The sequence below is a fragment of the Novosphingobium mangrovisedimenti genome, assembly GCF_025153475.1.
Classification (GTDB): Bacteria; Pseudomonadota; Alphaproteobacteria; order Sphingomonadales; family Sphingomonadaceae; genus Novosphingobium; species Novosphingobium mangrovi_A.
On record NZ_JANZXA010000001.1, the window covers coordinates 255,763 to 278,671 of the forward strand.

At 66.5% G+C, this 22,909-nt stretch carries 25 protein-coding genes and 1 tRNA gene; 7 read left to right on the plus strand and 19 right to left on the minus strand.

Annotated features, from left to right (window positions below; translation table 11 throughout):
- Window positions 1–15 precede the first annotated feature (15 nt).
- Window positions 16–447 (minus strand): hypothetical protein, encoded by a 432-nt coding sequence (locus NZK81_RS01355; RefSeq protein ID WP_260043275.1) that lies wholly within the window; start codon window positions 445–447, stop codon window positions 16–18.
- 282 nt (window positions 448–729) lie between these two features.
- Window positions 730–1,875, minus strand: coding sequence for a pyridoxal phosphate-dependent aminotransferase (locus tag NZK81_RS01360; protein WP_260043276.1), 1,146 nt, complete (start codon window positions 1,873–1,875; stop codon window positions 730–732).
- Between the two features lie 187 nt (window positions 1,876–2,062).
- Between NZK81_RS01360 and NZK81_RS01365 the strand changes: the two genes are divergently transcribed.
- Window positions 2,063–3,127: an aldo/keto reductase gene (locus NZK81_RS01365; protein WP_260043278.1), complete on the plus strand. Its 1,065-nt coding sequence runs from the start codon at window positions 2,063–2,065 to the stop codon at window positions 3,125–3,127.
- Here the strand turns inward: NZK81_RS01365 and NZK81_RS01370 are convergent.
- The gene (locus tag NZK81_RS01370) at window positions 3,124–3,555 is read right to left on the minus strand and encodes a nuclear transport factor 2 family protein (RefSeq protein WP_260043280.1); all 432 of its coding nucleotides are present in this window, start codon (window positions 3,553–3,555) and stop codon (window positions 3,124–3,126) included. The genes NZK81_RS01365 and NZK81_RS01370 overlap by 4 nt on opposite strands.
- On the minus strand, window positions 3,552–4,340 hold the full coding sequence (locus NZK81_RS01375; protein WP_260043282.1) for an SDR family oxidoreductase: 789 nt from the start codon (window positions 4,338–4,340) through the stop codon (window positions 3,552–3,554). Before NZK81_RS01375 ends, NZK81_RS01370 begins: the two co-directional genes overlap by 4 nt.
- 133 nt (window positions 4,341–4,473) lie before the next feature.
- Here NZK81_RS01375 and NZK81_RS01380 point away from each other — a divergent pair, with 133 nt between their 5' ends.
- The 3 genes from NZK81_RS01380 to NZK81_RS01390 are packed head-to-tail and all read left to right on the plus strand — an operon-like array spanning window position 4,474 to window position 6,882.
- A complete protein-coding gene (locus NZK81_RS01380; protein ID WP_260043283.1) occupies window positions 4,474–5,619 on the plus strand; it encodes a sulfotransferase family protein in 1,146 nt (381 codons plus the stop codon).
- Window positions 5,620–5,621: 2 nt separating this feature from the next.
- Window positions 5,622–6,140, plus strand: a complete 519-nt coding sequence (locus NZK81_RS01385; RefSeq protein ID WP_260043284.1) for a VOC family protein — start codon at window positions 5,622–5,624, stop codon at window positions 6,138–6,140.
- 13 nt (window positions 6,141–6,153) lie between these two features.
- Complete coding sequence (locus NZK81_RS01390; protein WP_260043285.1) at window positions 6,154–6,882, plus strand: Crp/Fnr family transcriptional regulator; 729 nt, start codon at window positions 6,154–6,156, stop codon at window positions 6,880–6,882.
- Window positions 6,883–7,178: 296 nt separating this feature from the next.
- Here the strand turns inward: NZK81_RS01390 and NZK81_RS01395 are convergent, their stop codons facing one another.
- From NZK81_RS01395 to NZK81_RS01430, 8 genes are read right to left on the minus strand one after another with little or no spacing between them, the layout of a single operon-like run.
- Window positions 7,179–9,533, minus strand: coding sequence for a TonB-dependent receptor (locus NZK81_RS01395; RefSeq protein WP_260043286.1), 2,355 nt, complete (start codon window positions 9,531–9,533; stop codon window positions 7,179–7,181).
- Window positions 9,439–10,428 (minus strand): FecR family protein, encoded by a 990-nt coding sequence (locus tag NZK81_RS01400; RefSeq protein WP_260043287.1) that lies wholly within the window; start codon window positions 10,426–10,428, stop codon window positions 9,439–9,441. Before NZK81_RS01400 ends, NZK81_RS01395 begins: the two co-directional genes overlap by 95 nt.
- On the minus strand, window positions 10,425–11,045 hold the full coding sequence (locus tag NZK81_RS01405; RefSeq protein ID WP_260043288.1) for an RNA polymerase sigma factor: 621 nt from the start codon (window positions 11,043–11,045) through the stop codon (window positions 10,425–10,427). The genes NZK81_RS01400 and NZK81_RS01405 overlap by 4 nt, the downstream gene beginning before the upstream one ends.
- A gap of 22 nt (window positions 11,046–11,067) precedes the next feature.
- The gene (locus tag NZK81_RS01410) at window positions 11,068–11,682 is read right to left on the minus strand and encodes a class I SAM-dependent methyltransferase (RefSeq protein ID WP_260043289.1); all 615 of its coding nucleotides are present in this window, start codon (window positions 11,680–11,682) and stop codon (window positions 11,068–11,070) included.
- A 15-nt stretch (window positions 11,683–11,697) separates the two neighbouring features.
- Complete coding sequence (locus NZK81_RS01415; protein WP_260043290.1) at window positions 11,698–12,342, minus strand: tetratricopeptide repeat protein; 645 nt, start codon at window positions 12,340–12,342, stop codon at window positions 11,698–11,700.
- A 29-nt stretch (window positions 12,343–12,371) separates the two neighbouring features.
- Window positions 12,372–13,127: an SDR family NAD(P)-dependent oxidoreductase gene (locus tag NZK81_RS01420; RefSeq protein WP_260043291.1), complete on the minus strand. Its 756-nt coding sequence runs from the start codon at window positions 13,125–13,127 to the stop codon at window positions 12,372–12,374.
- Entirely contained in the window at window positions 13,114–15,165 is a 2,052-nt protein-coding gene (locus NZK81_RS01425) for an AMP-binding protein (protein WP_260043292.1), read from the minus strand. Before NZK81_RS01425 ends, NZK81_RS01420 begins: the two co-directional genes overlap by 14 nt.
- The gene (locus NZK81_RS01430; RefSeq protein ID WP_260043293.1) at window positions 15,162–15,707 is read right to left on the minus strand and encodes a thermostable hemolysin; all 546 of its coding nucleotides are present in this window, start codon (window positions 15,705–15,707) and stop codon (window positions 15,162–15,164) included. Before NZK81_RS01430 ends, NZK81_RS01425 begins: the two co-directional genes overlap by 4 nt.
- 162 nt (window positions 15,708–15,869) lie before the next feature.
- Here NZK81_RS01430 and NZK81_RS01435 point away from each other — a divergent pair, with 162 nt between their 5' ends.
- Window positions 15,870–16,085 carry a hypothetical protein gene (locus NZK81_RS01435; RefSeq protein ID WP_260043295.1) on the plus strand — a complete coding sequence of 72 codons (216 nt, stop codon included), beginning with the start codon at window positions 15,870–15,872 and terminating at the stop codon, window positions 16,083–16,085.
- A gap of 125 nt (window positions 16,086–16,210) precedes the next feature.
- On the opposite strand, the gene NZK81_RS01440 is transcribed toward NZK81_RS01435, so the two are convergent.
- Together NZK81_RS01440 and NZK81_RS01445 are read right to left on the minus strand one after the other, a co-directional pair.
- Window positions 16,211–16,286, minus strand: a tRNA-Val gene (locus NZK81_RS01440).
- Window positions 16,287–16,336: 50 nt separating this feature from the next.
- Window positions 16,337–17,122, minus strand: a complete 786-nt coding sequence (locus NZK81_RS01445) for an enoyl-CoA hydratase/isomerase family protein (protein ID WP_260043296.1) — start codon at window positions 17,120–17,122, stop codon at window positions 16,337–16,339.
- 54 nt (window positions 17,123–17,176) lie between these two features.
- Here NZK81_RS01445 and NZK81_RS01450 point away from each other — a divergent pair, with 54 nt between their 5' ends.
- Window positions 17,177–17,497 (plus strand): hypothetical protein, encoded by a 321-nt coding sequence (locus NZK81_RS01450; RefSeq protein WP_260043297.1) that lies wholly within the window; start codon window positions 17,177–17,179, stop codon window positions 17,495–17,497.
- Here the strand turns inward: NZK81_RS01450 and NZK81_RS01455 are convergent.
- The 5 genes from NZK81_RS01455 to NZK81_RS01475 form a co-directional block, all read right to left on the minus strand.
- Entirely contained in the window at window positions 17,463–17,933 is a 471-nt protein-coding gene (locus tag NZK81_RS01455) for a nuclear transport factor 2 family protein (RefSeq protein ID WP_260043298.1), read from the minus strand. The two genes, NZK81_RS01450 and NZK81_RS01455, sit on opposite strands and share 35 nt — an antisense overlap.
- A gap of 127 nt (window positions 17,934–18,060) precedes the next feature.
- Entirely contained in the window at window positions 18,061–18,837 is a 777-nt protein-coding gene (locus NZK81_RS01460) for an SDR family NAD(P)-dependent oxidoreductase (RefSeq protein WP_260043299.1), read from the minus strand.
- Window positions 18,834–19,337, minus strand: coding sequence for a nuclear transport factor 2 family protein (locus NZK81_RS01465; protein WP_260043300.1), 504 nt, complete (start codon window positions 19,335–19,337; stop codon window positions 18,834–18,836). The genes NZK81_RS01460 and NZK81_RS01465 overlap by 4 nt, the downstream gene beginning before the upstream one ends.
- 96 nt (window positions 19,338–19,433) lie before the next feature.
- A complete protein-coding gene (locus NZK81_RS01470; protein WP_260043301.1) occupies window positions 19,434–20,276 on the minus strand; it encodes an arginyltransferase in 843 nt (280 codons plus the stop codon).
- A 301-nt stretch (window positions 20,277–20,577) separates the two neighbouring features.
- Window positions 20,578–21,831: a threonine ammonia-lyase gene (locus tag NZK81_RS01475; protein ID WP_260043303.1), complete on the minus strand. Its 1,254-nt coding sequence runs from the start codon at window positions 21,829–21,831 to the stop codon at window positions 20,578–20,580.
- Between the two features lie 104 nt (window positions 21,832–21,935).
- On the opposite strand from NZK81_RS01475, the gene NZK81_RS01480 reads away from it, so the two are divergent.
- Window positions 21,936–22,859 carry an NAD(P)-dependent oxidoreductase gene (locus tag NZK81_RS01480; protein ID WP_260043306.1) on the plus strand — a complete coding sequence of 308 codons (924 nt, stop codon included), beginning with the start codon at window positions 21,936–21,938 and terminating at the stop codon, window positions 22,857–22,859.
- Window positions 22,860–22,909 lie beyond the last annotated feature (50 nt).

The following is a 22,909-nucleotide window of genomic DNA, read 5'->3' on the forward strand; positions in this document are numbered from 1 at the left end:
CGCTGGCGGACGGCGCTAGTGCGGCCGGGAGGAAAGGGCGCAGGACACGATGCCGTCACGCTCGAAAGCGGCCAGGAGCCCCCCGGCATAGGCCCCCAGCAGGGCCAGGGCCAGCGTGGCGCCTTCGGACATGACTTCCTGCCCCTCGTCTCCCACGATCACCGTGGCAAGGCAGCAATCGCTCTGTCCGCGCGAAAGCATGAAGGCCGCGTTGTGTCCCACGATTTCCAGGACCGCGCTTTCGGCGGCGCCGCACGCCAGCATCGATTCCACCGCGCTCGGATCGACCGCCTGCCCGCAGGTGCCCGCCATGGCGCCACTGTGCAGCAGGTGCGCCGCCTCGCGCACGCGGTCCGCCTCCTCGTGGGACGTGCTGGCCACGCAGTCGTGCACCAGACCACGCAGGCGCGCGGTCCACACTTCGGGTTCCGGAACTCTGCCGTTCATAGTGCTCGCCATAAAGTACAGTTGACTTTCGGAGGGCACCGAATCCCTCATACCCCCGCAAGTCAGTCTTCTCGTATCCCGTAAGATCCAACCATGTACTGGCATTCTACTGAATAGCCTGCCGCCATGAAAGCAACATTCAGTCTACGGGCCGAGTCAGGATTACGACGAGTCGAGTCAAAAAACGTAAAAAGACAGTATTTATACCGGATTCATAACGTACTGCCGGTCACGGCCCGGCGGACGGGCGCGCCATCGCAGGCGTGCCGATCTGCCGCGCCTTCAGCGACGCGCAGCGAACCAGGGAACCATGCGCTCAATGGCCGCCTCGATCTCCGCCGGTGAGACCGCGAAGCTGAAGCGGATGTAGCGCCCGCCGTCGACCGGATCGAAATCGATCCCCGGCGCCGTCGCCACGCCGGTATCCTGCAGCAATTGCCGGCAGAACGAGAGGCTGTCGTTGGTCATGTGGCCGATCTCGGCCCAGATGTAGAAAGCGCCGTCTGGCGGGGCGATTTGCTGCAGTCCGAGACGCGGCAATGCTGCAAGCAGCAGTTCGCGATTGCGGGCATAGTTGGCCAGATGTCCTTCCAGTTCCTCGCGGCAATCGAAGGCAACGAGGCCGGCATGCTGTGCCAGGACCGGCGGGGTCAGGAACAGGTTGCCCATGCGTGCGCGCGCCGCGTCGATCAGGTCGGGCGGAACCACCAGCCAGCCGAGCCGCCAGCCCGCCATGGAGAAGTACTTCGAGAAGCTGTTGACCACCAGTGCCTCGGGCAGATGCCGCAGCATCGAGTCCGCGGCATTTCCGTAAGTCAGGCCATGGTAGATCTCGTCGGACACGACCCGGATGCCCTTGCGCCGGCATACTTCGGCAATAGCCGCCAGTTCCTCCGGCGCGATCACGGTACCGGTAGGATTGGCCGGGCTCGCCAGGATCAGGCCATCGGGCGCGGGCTCGATCGCATCGAGCGCGGCGGCGGTCATCTGGTAGCGCTCGGCGGGACCGCAGGCGACTTCCACCGGCTCGAGGTACATGGCCTTGAGCGTATTGCGATAGGCGACGTAGCCGGGCCGGGCCAGCGCGACCCGCGCGCCCGGCGCAAACAGGCACGACAGCGCCAGCACGAAGGCCGGCGAGGCGCCGCAGGTCAGGATCACCTGCTCCTCGTCCACCCCGACGCCATAGGCCTCGCCATAGTGCCGCGCGATGCGCTGCTTGAGCGCGGTGCTTTCCCAGTATCCGCCCGGATCGCTGTCCAGCACCTTGTGCGCGGCCGCTATCGCCGCGGCCGGTGCGCCGGTCGACGGCTGGCCGTATTCCATGTGAATGACATCGCGCCCCTGCTCTGCCAGATCGTAGGCGAGGCGCCCGATCGAGATGGCGTGAAAGGGTTCGACTTCGGCAATGTTCGCGGGTGTGACCATGCGCACTTGCTAGGGATTGGCGAAGCGTCCGGCAAGCGAGCGGAACGGCGAATTGACCCGGGGGGCAGAACGGACACGCCATCCATGGAAACCGCCGGCCATTCGGGCCACAAGGACTCGGCCCACAACGACAAGGCACGCACGGCAAAACGCTGCGAGACAGGAACCCGCACGGGGAGGCAAAGGAATGGCCACGCAACTCGATCACTACCGCCTGCTGGGCCGCTCGGGTCTGCGCGTCTCCCCGCTGTGCCTGGGCACCATGACTTTCGGCGTCGGGCCGGACGGATGGGGCTCCAGCGACGCCGAGGCCGCCGCCATGGTCGACACCTACATCGATCGCGGCGGCAACTTCATCGACACCGCCGATTTCTACGGCGGCATGGGCGGGTCAGAGAAACTGCTGGGCCGCCTGCTCGGCCATCGGCGCGAACGCATGGTGATCTCCACCAAGTATTCGCTCACCACCCATCCCGGCGATCCCAACGCCGCGGGCAACCACCGCCGCAACATGGTGCGATCGGTCGAGGACGCGCTGCACCGCATGGGCACCGACTGGATCGACCTGCTCTACCTGCACATGTGGGACTTCCGCACGCCGGTGGACGAAATCCTGCGCGCCTTCGACGATCTCGTGCGCAGCGGCAAGGTGCTCTACATCGGCTTGTCCGACACGCCCGCCTGGCAGGCCAGCCGCATGCAGGCGATTGCCGAGCTGCGCGGCTGGAGCCAGTTCTGCGCGCTGCAGATTTCCTATTCGCTGATAGAACGCACCGTCGAGCGCGAAATGATCCCGATGGCCGCGGAAATGGGCATGGGCGTGTGCCCGTGGTCGCCGCTGGGCGGCGGCGTGCTGACCGGCAAGTATTCGCGCGCCGACCTGACGCCGCCGGAACCGGGCGGCACTTACGACCGCAAGACGATGAATGCCGCCACCGGGCGCCTCAACGAACGCAATCTGGCGATCGCGGAAGAGACGGTTTCCGTCGCCAGGGACATCGGCTGCTCGCCCGCGCAGGTCGCGCTGGCATGGACGCTGACCAATCCGGCCGTCTGCTCCCCGGTTCTCGGCGCACGCACGCCGGCACAGCTCGAGGACAATCTCGGCGCGCTCGACATCACGCTCGATGCCGCGCATCTCGCCCGGCTCGACGCGGGAAGCGCGGTGCCGAAGGTCTTCCCCATGGACGTCCTCACCGGTCCCGCCGAGGGCATGATGTTCGGCGGCGTGACCGTGGAGAAGCGCGGCTAGCCGAAGACCGTGTAGATCCGCCGGCTGAACAGCCAGGTGCCGTCACGGCGCTCGAAGCTGTCATGGTATTCGCCGAAGACTTCCTTGTCGGTGCCGTAGATCGGCGCGGCCATCATCGAATTGGCCGTGGCCCTGTCGCCCTCCACCTCGACCATGAGGTTGTGGATCAGCGGTATCGGATGGGGGCCTCCCTTCTGGGTCACCAGGAAGGCCACCAGCGCATCGGGGCTTTCGAACCGGCTGCGCACCGAGAATTCGGCCTTGTCGGGATGGCCCGAACGCACTTCGAAGGTGCCTTCGGGCACGAACAGCGACGCCACTTTCTCGGGTTCGTCACGACGCACCGCGCGCGCATACTCGTGGACGAGATCGGCCACGGCGGTCTGCGCCTCGATCCGGTCGAGGCGGGCTTCCAGCGGCGTGCTCATGCCATACTGTCCCGCAGGTCGCAGGCTGCCCGGATCGCGGCGAGGCGCGGTTCCATGCTCTGCCAGACATGCTTGTGCGTGACGACGACGGCTTCATCGTTCTCGATGGCCGCCGCGACCATCTCGCCGACATCGCGCGGGGTGATATCGGATTCGGGCATCCTGCCCGCATATTGCCGGATCTCCCCGCCGACCTTGAGCGTGTTCTCGGCCAGATTGGTCGAGACATAGCCCGGGCACAGCACCGAGACGCCCACGCCATGCGGCGCCATTTCCTGCCGCAGCCCCTCGCTGAGAGCGGTCACGCCGAACTTGGCGACGGCATAAGCGCCCACGCCGGGCACGCTGGCCGTCAGCCCCGCCTGCGAAGAAGTATTGACGATGTGTCCCCGTCCACGCTCGCGCATGGCGGCAGCGAAGGTGAACACGCCATTGGCGATGCCGACGAGGTTGATCGCAAGGATGCGGTCGAAGCTCTCCGGGTCCATGTCCGCAAACTCGCGGCCATTGGGCGCGATGCCGGCATTGTTCACCAGCACGTCGACGGGCCCGAAGACCGCTTCCGCCTCCTCCTTCGCGCGCTGCCAGCCCGCGCGGTCGCGCGTGTCGAGCACGACGCCACGAACCTTGTCCCCGCGCTCCTTCGCGACTTGCGCCAGTGCGTCCGCATTGATGTCCGCAATGGTGACGTTCAGGCCGCGCCGGGCCATCGCATCAACGATACCTAAACCGAGGCCGCTGGCGCCGCCGGTCACGAATGCATGCCGAGCTTGGCTTAATTCCATGGTTTTCGTCTCTCCCTGCCGCCCCTCGCGGCGTCTGCCGGCAAGTCTGGAGTAGCAGCCACTATCTTGCAATCACCCGAGGGCGCTTTCATGACCGCGGGGACGATAAGGCAGACGAACAGGACACACGGGAATGACTGTAGACGAAGTACTCGAGGCGGCACGGGCCCAGACGGGTCTCACGGACTTCGGAGACCCGGCCATTCTCGAAGGCCTGGAAATCCTGCTGAAGTCCTATTCCGACGAGGCCAGGTACACCGAGCGCGGGTCGCAGATGGCCCATGCCGACCTCGTCAAGTGGATGGCTATCCGCATGAAGATCGAGGACTGGCTCGCCCGGCATCCCGACCTGCTCGAACAGCCGATCGAAAAACCGATGTTCGTGTTCGGACTGCCGCGCACCGGCACGACGCTGGTGATCAACCTGCTCGCATCCGATCCCGCGCGCCGTTCGTTCCTGCGCTGGGAATCGCACGATCCGGTGCCGCCGCCGCGTCCCGGGGAACTCCACGCCGGCCCGCGCTGGGAAAAGATGGACCAGCAAACCAAGGTCGCGCTGCAGTATATGCCGCAGATCGCCGCGATCCACTTCGAGGAGGCCGACAGTCCGACCGAGTGCCAGTTCCTGATGACGCCCTCGTTCTGCTCGCAGGTCTATGAATCGCAGGCGGACGTGCCGGGCTATCGCGAATGGTTCCTGCACAAGGCGGACTACCTGCCCGCCTTCCGCTTCCACAAGCGCTACCTGCAGATGCTGCAGGCCAATGCCGGCGGGCGATGGACGCTCAAGAACCCGTGGCACCCGCTCTACCTGCCCGCGCTCAAGGAGGTCTATCCCGACGCCCAACTGGTGATGACCCACCGCGATCCCGCCGACGTGCTCGGATCGATCGGCAGCCTGATCGAGAACGTGCGCAAGATCTATTCCGACAACGTCGACCTGGAAACGATCGGCCGGCAGTTCGTCGAGACTTTCCAGATCATGATCGAGCGGCAGGACGCCTTCCGCGCGCAGCACGGGCAGGACTCGATCCTCGACGTGCAATATGCCGATGTGATGAAGGACCCGATCGGGCAGGTCCGCGGCATCTACGCACACTTCGGCGAGGCCTTCACGCCCGAAGCGGAAGCCGCGATGAACGCCTATATGGACGCCAATCCCAAGGGCAAGCACGGCAAGCACGAATACTCGCTGGAGCGCTACGGCCTCTCGCGCGAGGGCGTGCACAAGACTTTCGGCGACTACATCGAGCGCTACCGTATCCCGGTGAAGGGCTGACCATGGTCCATATCGGCGACCGCTATGGGCAACTGGTGCAGATGAGCTACATCACCCGCGACATGGATGCCGCGGTCGCCCATGCGGAAGCCGAACTGGGCATCACCGGCCTGACGCGCGGCGAGGCCGAGATCGAGGTGCTGTCCTACGGCGAGAAGCGCCCGCTCGCCGTCAAGTCGGCCATCGCCAATGCGGGGAGCCGCCAGTTCGAGATCATCCAGCCGGTGTCCGGCGCGATCGGGATCTACACCGATGCCGTCGATCTTTCCGGGCACATCCTCAACTTCCACCACATCGGCATTGCCGTGCCCGGCCCCCGCGCCGAATGGCTGCGGCTGCTGGAAGACGTGAAGGCGAGCGAAGACGCCTTTGCCTATCTGTTCCCGGCAGTGCCCTCTGCCGAGGACAAGCTGTGCTTCTGCTACGTCGACACACGCCGGCGGCTCGGGCATTATACCGAGTACCTGTGGGCCGATCCGTCGCTCACCGGGATACCGGCAGCGCCCTGGCTGACGGCTTGAGCATGAGACATGAATGGCACAACTGGCCGACCTGGACCGCTATCTTCCTGAGCCGCTGACGCACGCCGTCCTGCCGCTCGCCCGCCTCGCGCGTTTCAAGACCGGGCAGATGGTCATGGGACACCAGGACGATACCAGCGATGTTTTCGTCATCCTCGACGGAACGCTGCGCATCGAACTGCTGTCGCGGAACGGGCGCGAGATCACCCTGAACGATGCCGGCCCGGGCGAACTGGTCGGCGAATATGCCGCGCTCGACGAGCAGCCCCGCTCAGCCACGGTCACCGCGACCACCGACGCCACGCTGGCCCGCATTCCCGGTGCGGTGTTCAAGCAGGCCGCGCTCGCGCATCCCGCGTCGGCCGAATGGCTGACCGTGCGTCTCGTGCACATCCTGCGCAGCCTCAACGAGCGGATCTTCGAACTCAACGCGCTGGCCGTGCGCAGCCGCCTGCATTGCGAATTGCTGCGCCTTTCGCTCGACAACGGGGTAATCGCGAACGAGGCCTCGTTCGCCCCCTCTCCGACCCATGCCGAACTCGCCAATCGGATCGGCACGCACCGCGAGGCAGTGACGCGCGAACTGAGCTATCTTGCCGAGCAGGGCATCACCTCCAGCACCGGGCGCAAGCTCAAGGTCCGCGATGTCGCCCGTCTCGCGGAGATCGTGCGCGCCGCCGCCGGCGAGGTCGAACTGATCCAGCGCGCCAATCGCGCGGGCATCGGCCGCGGCTTCGACTGAGCGCGTTCCCGCGACCGGGCCTGCCGCCCGCCTTTCCGGCCATGTGCGAAATATCACTTTCGCATGGTGGCCAAGCGCACTGCGCCATCCCGTCGATCACGGCAGAACCCGCCTTGTCCGGCGGCGTGCGACCCCGCTTCCGGATGACACCTGCAGGCAGAGCCAGCCCTTATCCTTGGACTTTCTCTCCGAACGGTATCACTCGCAAACTGTGGCGGCAGCCGCTCCGGCACGCGCCGGACAAGTCCCATGGCGCTGCCGCCACCCTTTGCGTCCCCACATGCCCCGCCAACGGTTCAGAACGAACGCGAAACCGACAGGCCGACGGTCAGCGGCCGCTGCGGCGTGAACTGCGGCATGGTGCGATAGCGGAAGGGATTGCCGTACGCGAAGGTATTGCCCTTGCCGGCAAAGAGGTTCCGGGCCTGCAGGCTGAACTGCCAGTCGTCGAGCACGGCATGCACCTCTATCCCGCTTTCGAGCAGCTTGCCCATCTGCCGGTCCAGCGCGGGATCGAAACTCATGCGCGACGGCCCGATGTAGCGCAGGCGCACTTGCGCCCAGACATCGGCGGGTCCCAGGGCGAAGTCGTGCCGCAGCGAGGCACGCAGGGTATATTCGGGCACGACGGGCAAGTGGCGGTCGTGCACCTCGTAGCCGAGCGCGCTGCGCATCAGCAGCGCGCCGGTGAAGTTGGCCCCCGTTTCCATGCGCCAGCCCGGCCCCAGCACCATGTCGAGCGAGCCTTCCACGCCGATGATGCGGGCGTTGCCCGCGTTGGTGGTCTCGATCAGCCCGTCCGACCCGAGCACGTCGGACTGAACGTCCTCCCAGCGGGTGTACCAGGCATTGATCTCCATGCGCCCGCCCCCTGGCAGACGCTCGCGCCAGCCGGCCTCGAGCGAGGCCAGTTCATCCCCCTTGAGCGGCTCGATGGCGCCGCTTTCCGAGATCTCCGATCCGCCCTGACGGAAGGCCGAGCCGTAGCGCAGGTAGATCAGGCGGCTGGCATTGGGTTGCCAGGCCAGCGCGAGACTGGGCGTCATGCCCGACTTCCTGCGCTCGCGGGTCACCCGTCCGGACGACAGGATACGCGTCTCGTGGATGGCGGAGTGGAACAGCCGTGCCCCGCCATCGAGTGAAAGCGTATCGGTAATCGGCAGAGACAAGTCGAAATAGACCGCCGTGTCGTCGCTGGTGCGCCGGTCGTCGTCGGCGATCACTTCGCCTCCGGAAAAGCCCGTGAGCGTCTCCAGCAGCGTCTGGCGCGCCTCGACGTAGGCGACGCCGGCCAGCCAGTTCAGCGCCCCCAGCCGACCCCGCAGGCGAAGATCGTTGTCCCACACGCGATATGAGCGCAAGTCGAGCAGGACCCGCGGATCGGACAAGCCCAGCCCCTCCGCCCCGATCGTGGCATCGAGCGTATCGCCAACGTCGTGCCAGGTCATCGCGCTCGCCAGCATGAGCTCGACATCGCCCATACCGCCGGAAAGGCGGACCGCCACGTGCGTCAGGTCGTTGTCGTGCGGCTCGGCGATCTGGTCCGGGCGCGAGAATGAACCCGAGGTGTAGACATAGGCGCTGTCGCGCGTCTGCAGCCATTGTGCGAAACCGGTCAGGTCGAGCCGCCAGCCTGACGCGGGCACCACGCCCAGCATGGCGCGCGCGCCGCTAACCTTGGTGGAATTGCTGTCCTTGCGCGTGCCGGTGTCGATCCAGCCCGGCTCCTCCGCCGCATATCCGACGAGGCGCAATGCCGCGAAATCCCTGCGGAGCGGCAGGTTGGCGATGACCGATCCCGAATAGCCAGGCTCGCCATGCGCGGCGATGACGCCGCCGCCCGACACCGTCAGGCTGGCATCGTCGAGGTCCGCCGAACGTGACACGAGCCGGTAGATCCCGCCCAGCGCGCCGGTCCCGTAGAGCGACCCCTGCGGCCCCTTGAGCACTTCGACGCGCTCGATGTCGACAAGGCGGATGTCGGGATCGGGCGCCGAATAAGTGAGGCGGGCGTCATCGAGCACGACCGCCACGGTGGACTGGCTTTCCCCGCTGAAGGCACTGTCTGCGATCCCGCGCAGGAACATCCGGTTACGACCCGGCCCCAGCGAGGTCAGTGCCAGTCCGTCGAGCTGGGAGGATACGGTCGCGCTGGCGGAACCGGGATCGCTGCGTTCGACATCGGTCAGTCTGGCGACCGACACGGCGGCCGGCAGCGACAACAGCGCAAGGGGCTGCTTGGTCGCGGTCACCAGAATGGGCTGCGGCGGGGGAACCGGGCGGGGTTCGCTACGCTCGGTACGCGCCGGAGCGGAAGGCGCGCGCTCGATACGCCAGGCGGTCTCGCCCACCTGCCGGGCGACATAGCCGGTTCCCGAAAGCAGGCGCCGCAGCGCCTCCGCAACGCCCATGGTTCCGCGCACTTTCGGCGTGCGGATACGCGGCAGCGCGCCTTCGGCACCGATCGATACGTGCATTTCGCGGGCCAGTTCCGCGATTACATCGGGCAGCGAGCCTGCCGCTACGTCGATGTGCTGCGGGCCGCTTTCGCGCGCCTCAGCCGGCGGGCTGCTCCAGATGCCAAGTCCCAGCGCGACCGCCGAGGCGCAAGCCCATGACTTGCGCAAGATCGCGGAGTGCCGCATCGCCATCGCCGACTACCAGAGTTCCCGAAAAACGCCGGTCACGCAAAGCTTCCGGCACCTCCACCTGAACACCCGCATAGCGATGCAAATCGGCTACGACCAGAGCAAGCGGCGCATTGTCGTAAGACAGGCGGCCTTTTTGCCAGGCACCCACGTCCTCTGCCCGCACCGAGGCAACCATCGCCTTGCCGGCCGTACCATCGAAGGACAGCCCCTTGCCGGCGGCGAGATGGACCGGTGCCGCGAGGCTTTCGGAGCTGACCTCGACCTTGCCCTCAACAACCGCGACCCGGACCCGCCTGTCCTGCGCCTGCACGTCGAAACGGGTACCGATATCGCTGATCCGCAGATTGCCGGCCGCAATTGTCAGCGGCCTGTCAGGATCGTGCCGTATGTCGAACATCGCGCCGCCGGACAGGGCCATGCGATCCTGGTCGCGCCCTTCGACGGTCAGGCGGCTGCGCGGCGCCAGCATGATGCTGGACCCGTCGTCGAGCGCGATGCGTCGGGCGCTTGTGGCGGTTTCGTAGACTTCCGGGGCGGGCGAAACGAGTTGCGGAATGGCGAGCACGGCGACCAGCGACGCGGCGATAGCCATGCCGGCCCAGCGCAGGCGCTTGCCGAAAACGGGACGCACGACGTTGTCCGGCACGTCCGCTGAAACATCGGCTGCGGCGGCATCGGCCGTCGCCTCGACGGACGCCTCACGCGTTACCTCGTCCAGGTCGGCGCGGTATTCCTGCAGAACGCTGTCCGCCAGGGCAACCTCGTCATAGGCCGCGCGGTGGCTGGGGTCAGCCTCCAGCCAGAGCGTGAAGGCATCCCAGTCCATGGCATCGTCCTCGCTGGCGATGTGCCAGCGAGCAGCTTCGGCCATGATCTGATCGTCTGCGCGTTTCATTGTCCCTGTTCCATGCGCGGTTTCCTTCCGCCTTGCGCCCCATGTGTCATAGACGGCGCCGCCTCGAACGATCCGCAGTCGGCAAGGGCCTCACGCAGTCGTTTCATCGCCAGCGCCAGATGCTTTTCGACACCGCTGCGACTTATCCCCATGATTTCGGCTATTTCCTTCTGCCCCTTGTCCTCGAAGCGATAGAGTCGCAAGGCCCGCTGCGCTCCAGGTGGAAGGTCGGCGATGGCATCGCGCAGCACTTGCGCCTCCTGCCTTCGCGCGATCACTTCGTCCGCCGGCTCGCCGGGATCGGTGCGATCCTCGGGCATTCTTGCAACGCCGCCGTCCTCGGATTCCAGCCATACGCGCTCACGCCGCATGGACCGCTGCCGCCCGCGCGCCCTGTCGAGCACGAGGTTGTTGGCCATGCGGAACAGATAGGCCCGCCCGTTCGTGATCGGCCCCGTCGCCTGACCGGAGACCTTGATCCACATCTCCTGCACCATGTCTTCCGCCTCGTCGGGCGAACCGCATCGTGCCGTGAGAAAACGCAGGAGTTCGGCGCGATGCACGTCGAGCAGCAGCACCAGGCCGTTTGCATCCGCGTCTTCTTGCTCCGCCTCCATACTCCAGTGCGCTCCCGCCAATTCAGCGCTGGGCATGGGCAAGCAGTCCCTTTACCGAGCGCGTCACGGCGACTTCTTGCACGTCCCCCGGCCCGCAGGCAAATCCTGCGGCGACAAGTGCCTCGCGCAATCCGGCGGCATCGTACAGACGGTGAAGCCCCTCACGCGCGAAAGGCCAGTCGATCATGGTGTCGCGATGGGTCACGTAGGCGACCAGACGGCCGCCGGGCCGCAGCACGCGAAGCATCGACCGCAGCATGCCGTTATCCGCATCGTTGAAGTAGAGCACGTTGAGCGCCAGCACCGCATCGAAGCGCGCGGAGGCGAAAGGCAGATCCTCGAGCGGTGCGTTCACGCATTCGGCCCCCGCGCCCAGCTTGCGCCGCGCGGCATCCAGCATCGTCTCGGACGCATCGACGCCGGTAACGTGGCAAGGCACGCGCGCCTGCATGCGCGCCATGGCCGCGCCGGTACCGCAGCCCGCATCGAGGATCTCCTCACCCCGCGCAGGCGCCAGCAGGTCGACCGCCAGCCGCAAGGGCCTGCGGTTGGCCACGTCCATGGCATTGCCGAGCAGGCGCCCGGCCATGCCGCGGGGATGGGCCAGCTGCTGCGCCAGCGCGCGGGCAAGCCTCATCCGCGCCCCCGCAGCTCAACCGGCCTTGGCAAGCAGGGCCCTGACCTCGCGGCGACGGCCGGCATCCCAGACGGGGCGCAAGGGATCGTGCGGCGCGCGCAGCGCCTTCTGCAGGTAGGAGCGGGCCGCGGCCTTGTCTCCCTGATCGAGCAGGTAGTCGCCGTAGAAATAGTTGGCGTCCAGCCCCTCGGGATCGATCGCGAGCGCCTGCTTGAGCAGCTTGCCCGCCTTGTCGTCGTCGCCCCATGCGAGCGGCGAGCCGGGCACCTTGAAGTAGAGCACGCCCAGGCTCATGGCCGCGCCGCCCTGCGCCGCGTTCGGATCGATGGAATAGGCCTTCTGGAGAATGTCGCGCGCCTTGGTGGCAAGGCCCAGCTTGTGGAAGAAGTTCGCGCGGTTGGCCTGTTCGCTGACGATGATGCCCTGCCACAGCAGCGGCTCGGCCTTGCCGGGATAGCGCGCCACGACCAGCGCCGCGTCCTTCGCCAGCTTGTCGAGCGCCTTGGTCTGGGTGCTCGATCCCTTCACTTCGTAGGTAATGTGGGCCCATCCGTGGTTCACGGCCGCCACGTCGCTCGCCATGTCGGCTGCCGCCACGGCAGGCACGGAAAGCGCAAGTGCCGGAGCCAGAAGGCTACCCAACAGGACACGCTTGATCATGGAAATAAACTCCTCTCGATTTGTCCGGTTCAGCAGAACTCGGCGCGGGCCTTGCGGATCTGCGTTGCAAGGCCGCTGTCTATGAGCCTGGGCGAGATGGCGTTGAGCGCGGCATAGATGCGCTCCATCGCGCCGATGTTGACGGTTTCGCGGCGCGCCAGAATGGCCGCGACGATGCGGCCCGCGACCCATTCGGGGGCATCGGCCTTCATGCCGGTCACTTCCAGGAAGCGGTTGACTTCGCTGTTGTTGAAGGCCGTGCGCGCGGCGCGCGGGTTGATGTGGGTGACGGCGACGCCGGTGCCCATGAGTTCACGCCGCAGCCCCTGGCTCAGGGCCGCCAGCCCGGCCTTGCTGCTCGAATAGGCCGCGAACCAGGGATAGGGGATCGACCCCAGCACCGAGCCGATATTCACGATCTGGCCGCTGCCGCGCATGCGCATCGGCATGGCGACCGCCCGCGCGAGCACTGCCGGCACCAGCAGGTTGACCCGGTAGCACAGCGCCAATGCCTCGATCGGCTGGCTTTCCAGCAGGCCGAAGCGCATGACGCCCGCGACATTGACCAGCACGTCGGGGCAGTCCCCCTCGAGCCGCTCGGCCAGCGCGGCGAGTTGGGCATCGTCCGACAGGTCGGTCACGATGCTGGCATCGCAGGCATTGCACTCCATCCGGTCGATACCAGTGACGTGCGCGCCGGCCTCGCGCAGCATGCGGGCCACCGGCGTGCCGATGCCGCCGGCCGCGCCGGTAATCGCCACGCGCTTGCCTTCAAGCTGCGACATGCTTGTCCTCCATGGGCGCATCCCCCATTTCGATCGAGGCGAAAACCCCGCCGAACAGACCGAACATCTCCCGCGCCATACGCAGGATCGCGGCCCGGTCCCCCTCGCTCTCCAGCGCGTTCACCAGCCCGGCGAAGAACGCCATGTGGTCCTGATCGAGCGCGCCGTGCGACGTGAGGTACGTGAAGGCTTCGGGCGGCAGGCCAAGGTTCTCGGCCACCGCGCTGGCGCCGCGCTGCGCCAGCGCCACGCTGACGCTTTCGAGCACATAGACCATGCCGAAGAAGCAGGCCGGGTTGCCCTCTTCGATCGCACGATAGGCATGCTCGACCATGGCCCGCGTCGCCGGAGCCGGATCGCTGACGCGAGCGGCATCGGCATCGCCGCCGGCCGCCGCGATGTCGGCAAGGATCCATTCCTCGTGCCCGGTCTCCTCCTCGATATATTCGTCGAGCGCGGCCAGCAGGTCGGGCCGGTCGAGCAGCCGGGCGCGGGCCGCCTGCATCAGCGGCACGGTATGGCGCACGTGATGCCAGGCCTGATGCAGGTAATCGATGTAGGTTTGGCGCGAGATCGTCCCGGCAAGGCCGGCGCGCACTTGCGGAATGCCAAGAAAGCGCAGCCGGTCACGCAAGGTCTGCGCCTCCAGTTCGTCGAAGAACCGCGGCTTATCCGCAAGCCACGCCGCCTCGATCGCCTTGCGACGCAGCCGGCCATTGCCGGTCAGCAAGCCGTTCGCAGGCGTGAAGGGAGCGACCTCGCGCCAGCCCGCGACGCGGGCATAGGCGGGGAGTTCTGCATTGGCGGCCGCAACCGCCGCCGCCAGATCGGCATCCGCGCGGGCAGGCACGAGCAGGGCTTCGACAGCCGCAAGCCCGTCGCCGTGAACCATGGCCTGCGCGATGTCCGGCTGGGCGGTAAGCTGCGCCTCCACCCATTCGGGCGAAATGTTGCGGCCGAAGCTGGTGACGATGAGCGCAGACTTGCGCCCTTCGATCCAGAGGCGGCCGTCATCGTCGATGCGGCCGATGTCACCCGTCGCCAGCGGCCCCGGTTCGCGTGGTTCGCCGATGGTGCCCAGGAACATCTCCCCTTCGAGGAGGATTTCCCCGTCGGGCGCGATCCGCGCCTTCATATGGCCGAGCGGCCTGCCGGCCGAGCCGGGCACGTCCTCGTCCGCGCGTTCCAGCGAGACCACCGAACCGCACTCGGTAAGACCATAGCCCTGCCGCACCGGCAGCCCGAGCGCGCGCGCCCTCGCCAGCAGGTCAACCGGCACGCGCGCGCCGCCCACGGCGACCAGCGTCAGCAGCGGCAGGCGCAGGCCGGTACGCTCCATCACCGCGACCAGCCCGGCCAGATACTCGGGCACGAGGATCAGCGACGTGATCCGCCAGTCGGCCAGCCGCTGCGCCATCGCCGCGAAATCGGGGCGGAAGGGATCGGCCAGGCCGGCTTCGGCCTGCGGCGGGCAAACGTAGGTGCCCCCCGCCAGCATCGTCGCGAAGAACCCCGCCACGGTTTCCAGCAGGATCCCCGGCGGCAACAGCGCGCAGTGGCGGCCCGCATGCTCGGCCCCGACCGCTTCGACGACCGATGCGGCCACGGCCAGCATGTGCGACGCGGAGAGGCAGACACCCTTGGGGGTTCCGGTCGAACCGGAGGTGAAGGTTACCCGCGCCGTCCCCAGGGGCATACGGGACGGCGCGGGCAGTGAGACCGAAGAATATGCGGATTCGGTCCCACAGGTGGCTATGGCGTGCCGTGCCTGTTCCTCGGTGAAGAACGTGGGCAACGACAGCGCGGGAATGCGGGCTTCGAGCAGCGCCAGTTCGGTAACGGCTTCCTCTATGCCATGGTCGAGGCGCAGGACGTGCGGACGCGCCCCGTGCTCCTCGTTCGCGAACCGGGAAGCCATGTCGGCGACCTGCGTTGCCAGTTCGCTCCAGGTCACCGGTGCCGAAACGACCGGATCGAGAGCGACCTGCCTCGGTCGCGACGCGGCATGGCCGCGGATCGTCTCGAGCAGGCCGTTCATGCGGCACTCCTCCGACGCCGCGCGAGGAACGCCGCGATGGCCTGCTGCCCCTGGGCAATGACGCCGGCGCAGACCTGCGGATCACGCGCATAGTAGTGGCCCCACGCTTCGGGATCGTCGGCCCGTTCGGCCACGGCGGAGCCCAGCACGACAAGCGGAACCCCGATCCGGGCAAACATGGCGCGCAACGGCGCCGTCAGCGTGGCGACCGCGATTTCGCAGCCGGCGCCGAGATCGTTGGCCACGCTGCCCCACAGCTCGATCATGGCAAAGGCATCGTCCGCGGCGAGATTGCCGATCTCGATAATGCTTTCGCGCGCGGCCGGCCTGCCGGTCGCGGCGGAGACCGCCTGTTCCACCGGCGCATCGAGGTAGCGCTCAAGGAAAAGCGGCTCGCTGCCCGCCCGGCAATACCCCAGCGCGGCGCGCGGCCGTTCGGCCCGGGTCACATGCACGTAGCTTCCGAAAGCCGGCCGAACGGACGCTCCGTGCGCTTCCAGGAAGCGCCTGCGCACAAGGCTGATTTCGGGGCTGTCGTCCATGCACATCTCCTCGGGTTTCGAGGATAGGACGTCGCTGCCCCGCGCGCTCCTCAGCTTGGCCCGCAACAATCCGCCGGCGCGGCCGTTAGCAAAGCCCGCTAAAGCGAAATTAACCTCTCCATGCGAAAAGAGAGGCGAACTCCATTCTACCAGGCGATTGTCATGACCTTCCTCAAGGCCCTGATCCCGGGTTTTCTGCTGACCTGGGTCGTATCAGGCATCATCGGATCGAATGGCTCGCGTGGCGGCATGCTGGCGATTCAGAACACCTATATTCAGAACGGCTATATCGAGGGATACACCTTCTACTGGTCCTGGCCCCTGTTCCTTGCCGGAACGGGGCTGGCATGGGCGCTGTTCTGGATGATGGACTCCTGACGCCACGACTGGCGGGATCGACCCGAAACCACCCATCAGCGAAGCGTAATCGGCACGCTTCACAATGCCTGTCCGTTCGCCCCCCGGCTGCTGCCGAGAACCTGCGGATACTTATGCGAGGGAAATGGTGGGCGGTGAGGGGCTCGAACCCCCGACCCTCTCGGTGTAAACGAGATGCTCTACCAACTGAGCTAACCGCCCGGGAATGAGCGCGCTATGGCGTCGAACCCGTCGGCGGTCAACTGTGCTCTTCAGGCGGGCAGGTGCTTCGGAGTCCAGTCGGGTTCGCGCTTTTCCATGAAGGCGGCCATGCCTTCGCGCGGTTCGCGGCCGAAGGCGAGGCTGGCGAACATCGTTTCGTAGTCGATCACCGGATACTGCTGGTTCAGCATGCGCTTGGTGTGGCTGCGCGCTTCGGGTGCGGTGCGCAGGATCTCGCAGGCCGCGCGCAAGGCTTCGGCCTCGAGGTCCTCGTGCGCGACGAGGCGGGAAATCAGGCCCATGGCATGGGCTTCCGCCGCCTCGATCCGGCGCGCCGAAAGAATCAGGTCGCGCGCGCGGGCCATGCCGATGTGCGCGGGCAGCATCGCCGCATAGCTGGCATCGATGATCCCGCGCAGCAGTTCCGGCACACGGAACGTCGCGCGTTCGGAAACGACCGCGATATCCGCCATCATCGCGATCAGCAGCCCGCCGCCCTGGCAGATGCCGTTCACCGCCGCGATCACCGGCTGCATCGATTCGCGAATGGCCACGAACGGCAGGCTTTCATAGCGCAGCCCGTCGGGCACCGGGTCCTCGCCATCGTCGTAGCGCGCGCCGAGATCGCCGCCGGCCGAGAAGGTATCGCCCGTACCGGTAATGATGAGCGCACAGGGCTCCTCGAACGTGTTGACCAGCCGCACCGCCCGCTTGAGTCCGAAGTACATCGCCGGGGTCAGCGCATTGCGCGCATGAGGGCGATCGATGCGACACCACAGGATCGGCCCCTGACGTTCCAGTTTCAGCGATTGCGTTCCGACATCGTATTCCGCCATGGTCCTCTCCCGTTCTTGTCGCATAAAAACTAGCGCGCGGGGGAGAGGCAGGCCATGACCAATGTGCAACCGCTACCGGCGGAGATCGCGGATATCACTCCGGCGTGGCTTTCCGCGGCACCGGGTTGCACGGTTTCTGCGGCGCGCGTGGTCGACGTGAACAACGGCACCTGCACCAAGATCCGCTTCGCGCTCGAGGCCGACGATCCGGTGATGACATCACGTAAGACCGCTCCGCAGGAGGCGGGAAGGCGTCGGGACCTGCTCTGCCGACGACAGTGGCGCCACAGGCAAAAGCACGCCCGACGCGAGGCGATTCCCTGCCTGCCGGGGCCGGAATTCAGCCCGGCCTGGTGTTCGCGACAGCGCTCTTGAACAGGCTGCCGTCCGCTTCCCAGTCCATCCGGACGCGGCGGTGCGCGATCAGCCATTGCCCCTCCACCTTGCGGAAGGTGTCGAGATAATAGCCTGCATGATCGGGACCGATATCGGTCCAGGCGACCCAGTAGGTGCGTGCGCGGGCACTGTCCGGGCCGGTCAGGTCGATCTTCGATGTCGAAAGGTGGTGACGCACGAAAGTGGCGCCGTGCGTGCCCCCCTCCCCTGCAAGCCAGCGCGCCTGCCATGCACGGATCGCCTCGCGGCCCTCGTAACGGAATGCCCGCTCGTCCGGCACGTGCTCGCTTTCCATCACCGCGTCCTCGGTAAAGCAGGACACGAAGTCGTCGACGCGCAGCCGGTCGCCGGCGGTCGTGTACTTCGCCATGACATCGCGGATCGCCTCGCGGGCCAGCAGGTCTTCGATAGTCATGCATTGTACTCCAGTGCTTCGACAAGCTCAGCACGAGCGGGGTCTTTGCCGCGGAACAGGGCTTTCCGTTCGTCCTGAGCCTGTCGAACATCCTGAGCCTGTCGAACATCCTGAGCCCGTCGAAGGATCACGACATCACCAGCCCGGCATCGACGTTCACCGATTGCCCGGTGATCGTGCGCGCCTCGTCCGAGGCCAGGAACAACGCGAGGCGGGCGACATCCTGGGGCGTCGAGAAGGTCTTGAGCGGCAGCGGCGCGACGATGCCGGCCTCGATCTCCTCGACCGTCCTGCCCTGCTCTTCGGCCACGCGCCTCATGTAATTGAGCATCAGGTCGGTGCCGATCGCGCCGGGAACCACGCAATTGCAGCGGATGCCGTATTCGCCGACTTCGCGCGCGACAGTCTTGGTCAGGATGCGCAGCGCGCCCTTGGCCGCGCTGTAGTGGCTCTTGCGCACCATCCCGTCCCAGCCCGCGCTGGACGAGAAGTTGACGATGCTGCCGGAGCGCCGCTCCAGCATCGAGCGGTTGAGCACCTCGCGCGTGCACAGCATCGCCGCCATGCAGTCTACCTTGTAGGTATCGAGGAAATTGTCGACGGTCTGTTCCCATATGTACTTGTCGACGCCCGGCACCGCCGCGTTGTTCATCATCACGTCGACCTGACCCCAGCGGCTCATCGCCGTCTCGACCATGGCCGCGACGTCCTCCTCGTCGGTCACGTCGGCGCGCACGGCCACTGCATCGCTTCCGATCGCGCGGGCGGCCTCCTCGACCAGTTCGAGGCGTCGCGCCGCCAGCACCAGCCTGGCGCCCTCCCCGGCCATCATCCGCGCCATGACCGGGCCGAGACCCGTACTGGCCCCGGTGATGATGGCGACCTTGCCCTCGAAGCGCTTCATGCTGCCACGACCTTGCGCATGACGTCATAGCTTTCGGGCGAACCGTCGAGCGCGCGGTTGAAGCGCTCGACGATGCGCCAGCCCTCTTCCGTGCGCCGCAGCGTCCAGTGATTGACTGCCGCGCGCCACAGGAACCAGCGGTCCCCCTCCCTGAGCACGACGAAGGAATAGCCCACCGCTTCGGCCTCGTCGCCGCTGACGGTGATCTTCGGCGTCGCGGTCAGGTGCGCGCAGCCGGTGTTCACGAGGTCTATGTGGCCGGGCCAGGTGTACATGCCCGCCACTTCGTCCGGCGCGGCGAGGCGTTTCGAACCACCGTCGGGCAGCGTGAAGTTGTAGCCGCCGCCCTCGACCCACAGCTTACCCGCCGGCTCGGCCGTAGCGCTGTCGACCAATGGCCCGTAGGTCATCAGCAGGTTCTGGATCTCGAGGTGATCCTCGGCGGCTCTCAGGCGCGTTTCCAGCGCGGCGACGCGCGCCTCCATGGCTTCAGGCGACATAATCTCTCCAGCGTTCCTATCGTTGGCCGGAAAGGTTCCCCGCGCGGCCGGGGAGGTCAAGTTCCCTCATGGGAAGGGGGGCGGGCGGTGTGCGCCTCAGCCCTGGGTAATGGCGGGAACGCCGTCCTTGCCGCCGGTCCTGCCGTCATTGTCGCGGCTGCGCGGATTGGCGACGGCATCGGCGATCAGGCGGTTCTGATCCTCATCGCTGATCCGCTCCCAACCGGCGCGGCCCAGCTTTTCCATCGGGCGGTAGCGCACCTTGTACTGCATGCGCGGCGAGCCCTCGACCCAGTAACCGAGATAGACGTAGGGCAGGCCCATTTCCAGCGCGCGGCGGATGTGGTCGAGAATGATGTAGTTGCCCAGGCCGCCCCGCGTCTCGTGATGCGGGTCGTAGAAGCTGTAGATCATCGAGAGGCCGTCGCACTGCTTGTCGGTCAGGCAGGCGCCGACGAGGCGGCCCGGCGTCACGCCGTCGGCGGAGGGCTCGCGGTATTCGATGACGTAAGTGGTGACCGAGGTATGCTCGACCATGTCGGCGAAGTCGGTCTCGTCCATGGTGGTCATCCCGCCTTCGGGATGGCGCACCGAAAGATAGCTCTGGAGCAGTTCGAACTGCTCGTTGGTCGACCACGGACGGCAGACGGTGGCGATGAGGTCGTCATTGGCCTTGAGCGCGCGCTTCTGCGAACCGGATGCCCTGAACTCCTCGGCAACGACGCGCACCGAGACGCAGGCATGGCAATCGAGGCAGGAAGGCCGGTAGGCCACAGTCTGGCTGCGACGAAAGCCGATCCGGCCCAGCGCATCGTTGAGCGAATCCGCGTGCGGTCCCTTGAGCTCCGTGAACACCTTGCGCTCGTTGCGATCCGGCAGATACGGACACGGCGCAGGGCTGGTCACGAAAAATCGGGGGAATCGAACCGGAGCCGTCACGGGGCTGATACTTCCTCTTTCGCTTCGGCAGCCAAGCGCTGCGTATGCATGCGAATATGCATGCCCGGCCCAAACGTTGAAAGTCCTTTAACCACTATTTCAGCCCGACTCGCTTCGAAAATGCCCGCGAGCGATCGGAAACGGTCATGATCGTACCAATTCGGGGCGACCGACGCGGCGGTTCTTTCCACCCGCCTTCCCATCCGGCCAATGCGCGAATCCGGCGCAGGCGCCAGCCCGCCACCGTTACCGGCGGCGCGGCACTTGCGTGTCGTGTTCGGGCGGCTTGCGCCCGGGAGGGTTAGTCAGTCTCGACCTGCTTCACTTCATAACCCTCGCGCCGCAGGGCGGCGACAAGCGCTTCGAGCTGGTCCCTGTCACGCGCCTCGCACTCGATTTCCGTGACGAGGCCCTTGGCCGGCAGGTGCGTGAAGATGCGCTGGTGGAACACCTCGATGATGTTCACGTTGTGCTCGTGGAACACCTTGGCCACCTTGAACAGGGCGCCAGCACGGTCCTGCAGCCCGATCCGCAGGCGCGCCAGACGGCCCGAGCGGGCAAGATCGCGCAGCAGCACGTTGGCCAGCAGGCGCGTATCGATATTGCCGCCCGACAGGACGATGCCGACCTTGCGACCCGCGAACAGCTCGCGGTTGTCCATGACGGCGGCAAGGCCCGTCGCGCCCGCGCCCTCGACCAGCGTCTTCTCGATCTGCAGCAGCAGCGCCAGCGCGCTCTCGATCTTCGACTCGCTGACGAGCAGGAAATCGTCGAGCAGGCCGCGCAGCACCTTGGACGTGAACAGGCCCGGCGAGAACACCGCGATACCCTCGGCCAGCGTATCCCCGCCGATCGGCAGGTTGGTGCCCTTGAGCAGGTTGTACATCGAGGGATAGAGCTGCGCCTCGACGCCGATCAGCTTGATGTCGGGCCGGATAGCGCGCGCAATGGTCCCCATGCCCGATCCGAGCCCGCCGCCGCCGACCGGCAGCACCAGCGTGTCGATCTCGGGCACGTCGTCGAGCATTTCCAGCGCGACCGTGCCCTGCCCGGCCGCCACGTGCGGATCGTCGAAGGGGTGGACGAAGGTAAGCCCCAGTTCCTTTTCAAGCTTGCGGGCATGGGCATAGGCCTCGTCGAAGCTTTCGCCTTCGAGCACCACCTTGCCGCCCACGCTCTCGGTCTGCATGACCTTCACCAGCGGGGTGGTCTTGGGCATGACGATCGTTACCGGCACGCCGAGCCGGGTGCCGTGATAGCTCAGGCCCTGCGCATGGTTGCCTGCAGAGGCCGCGATCACGCCGCGCGCCTTGCGCTCCTCGTCGAGCTGGAGCAGCGCGTTGAGAGCGCCGCGTTCCTTGTAAGCAGCGGTAAACTGGAGGTTTTCGAACTTGAGCCAGATGTCGGCGCCGGTAATCGCGCTCAGCGTGGCGCTGTGCAACGTAGGGGTGCGCACGACCGAGCCCGCAATTCGCTCCGCCGCCGCACGTACATCGGCTGCGGTGAGCAGGGCATCCTCGACCCCGGGAGCGATATTGAGCGCTGACTGTTGCATAGGCTGGCGCGCCTACCGGAAACCGCGATAAATTGAAAGCAAACTTGGGTTGAAAGCTGCACACCACCGGTTTGCTTTCCCGCAAAAGGAGCTAGAAGACGCCCATGACCGAAAGCCCCATGACCGCGAACCCCGTCGAACGGCGCAAGGTATCCTTGATCGGCCTGGGAGTGATGGGTGGCGCGATCGCGCGGCACATCGCGCAGGCCGGCCATGAGCTGACGATCTTCAACCGCACGCCGAAACGCGCGCAGGATTGGGCCGGCGACAACCCCGGCCTGGCCCATCGCATCGCCGCGAACCCGGCCCACGCGGCGCAGGATGCCGACGTTGTGATCACCTGCGTCGGCAACGACGACGACCTTGCCGATGTCGTGCTCGGCCCCAACGGCGTGTTCCGCATGCTCAAGAAGGGCGGCGTCTTCATCGACCACACCACGGTATCGGCCCGCATCGCGCGGCAGATCTCGGTGGAAGCGCGCGACTTGCAGATCCATTGCGTCGACGCGCCGATGACCGGCTCGCAGATCGGCGCGGAAAAGGGCACGCTTACGCTGATGTGCGGTGGTCGCAAGGATGCCATCGAAGCCGCGCGCCCGGTGATGGAGGCCTATTCGCAGCGGATCGTGCACGTCGGCAAGGCGGGTTCAGGCCAGATCGCCAAGATGGCCAACCAGATCTGCATCGCCGGCAACGTGGCTGCGCTGGCCGAGGCGGTGCGCTTCGCGCAGGCCTCGCACCTCGACATGGACAAGGTCTACGAGGCGATCTCGGGCGGCGCGGCGCAGTCCTGGCAGATGGACAACCGCTGGAAGTCCATGGACGAGGACCAGTTCGATTTCGGCTTCGCGATCGACTGGATGCGCAAGGACCTCGGCCTCAGCCTCGACGAGGGGCGCGGCCTCGGCGTCTCGCTGCCGGTGGCGGCGCTGATCGACCAGTTCTTCGCCGACATCCAGGCCATGGGCGGCGGGCGCCTCGACACCAGCGCGATCATCAAGCGGCTGCCGAAGAAGGGCAGGAAGTGACCTTCACGAAACGCGCGGTCACCAGAAGAGCCGCCCTTGTCGCCGCCCTG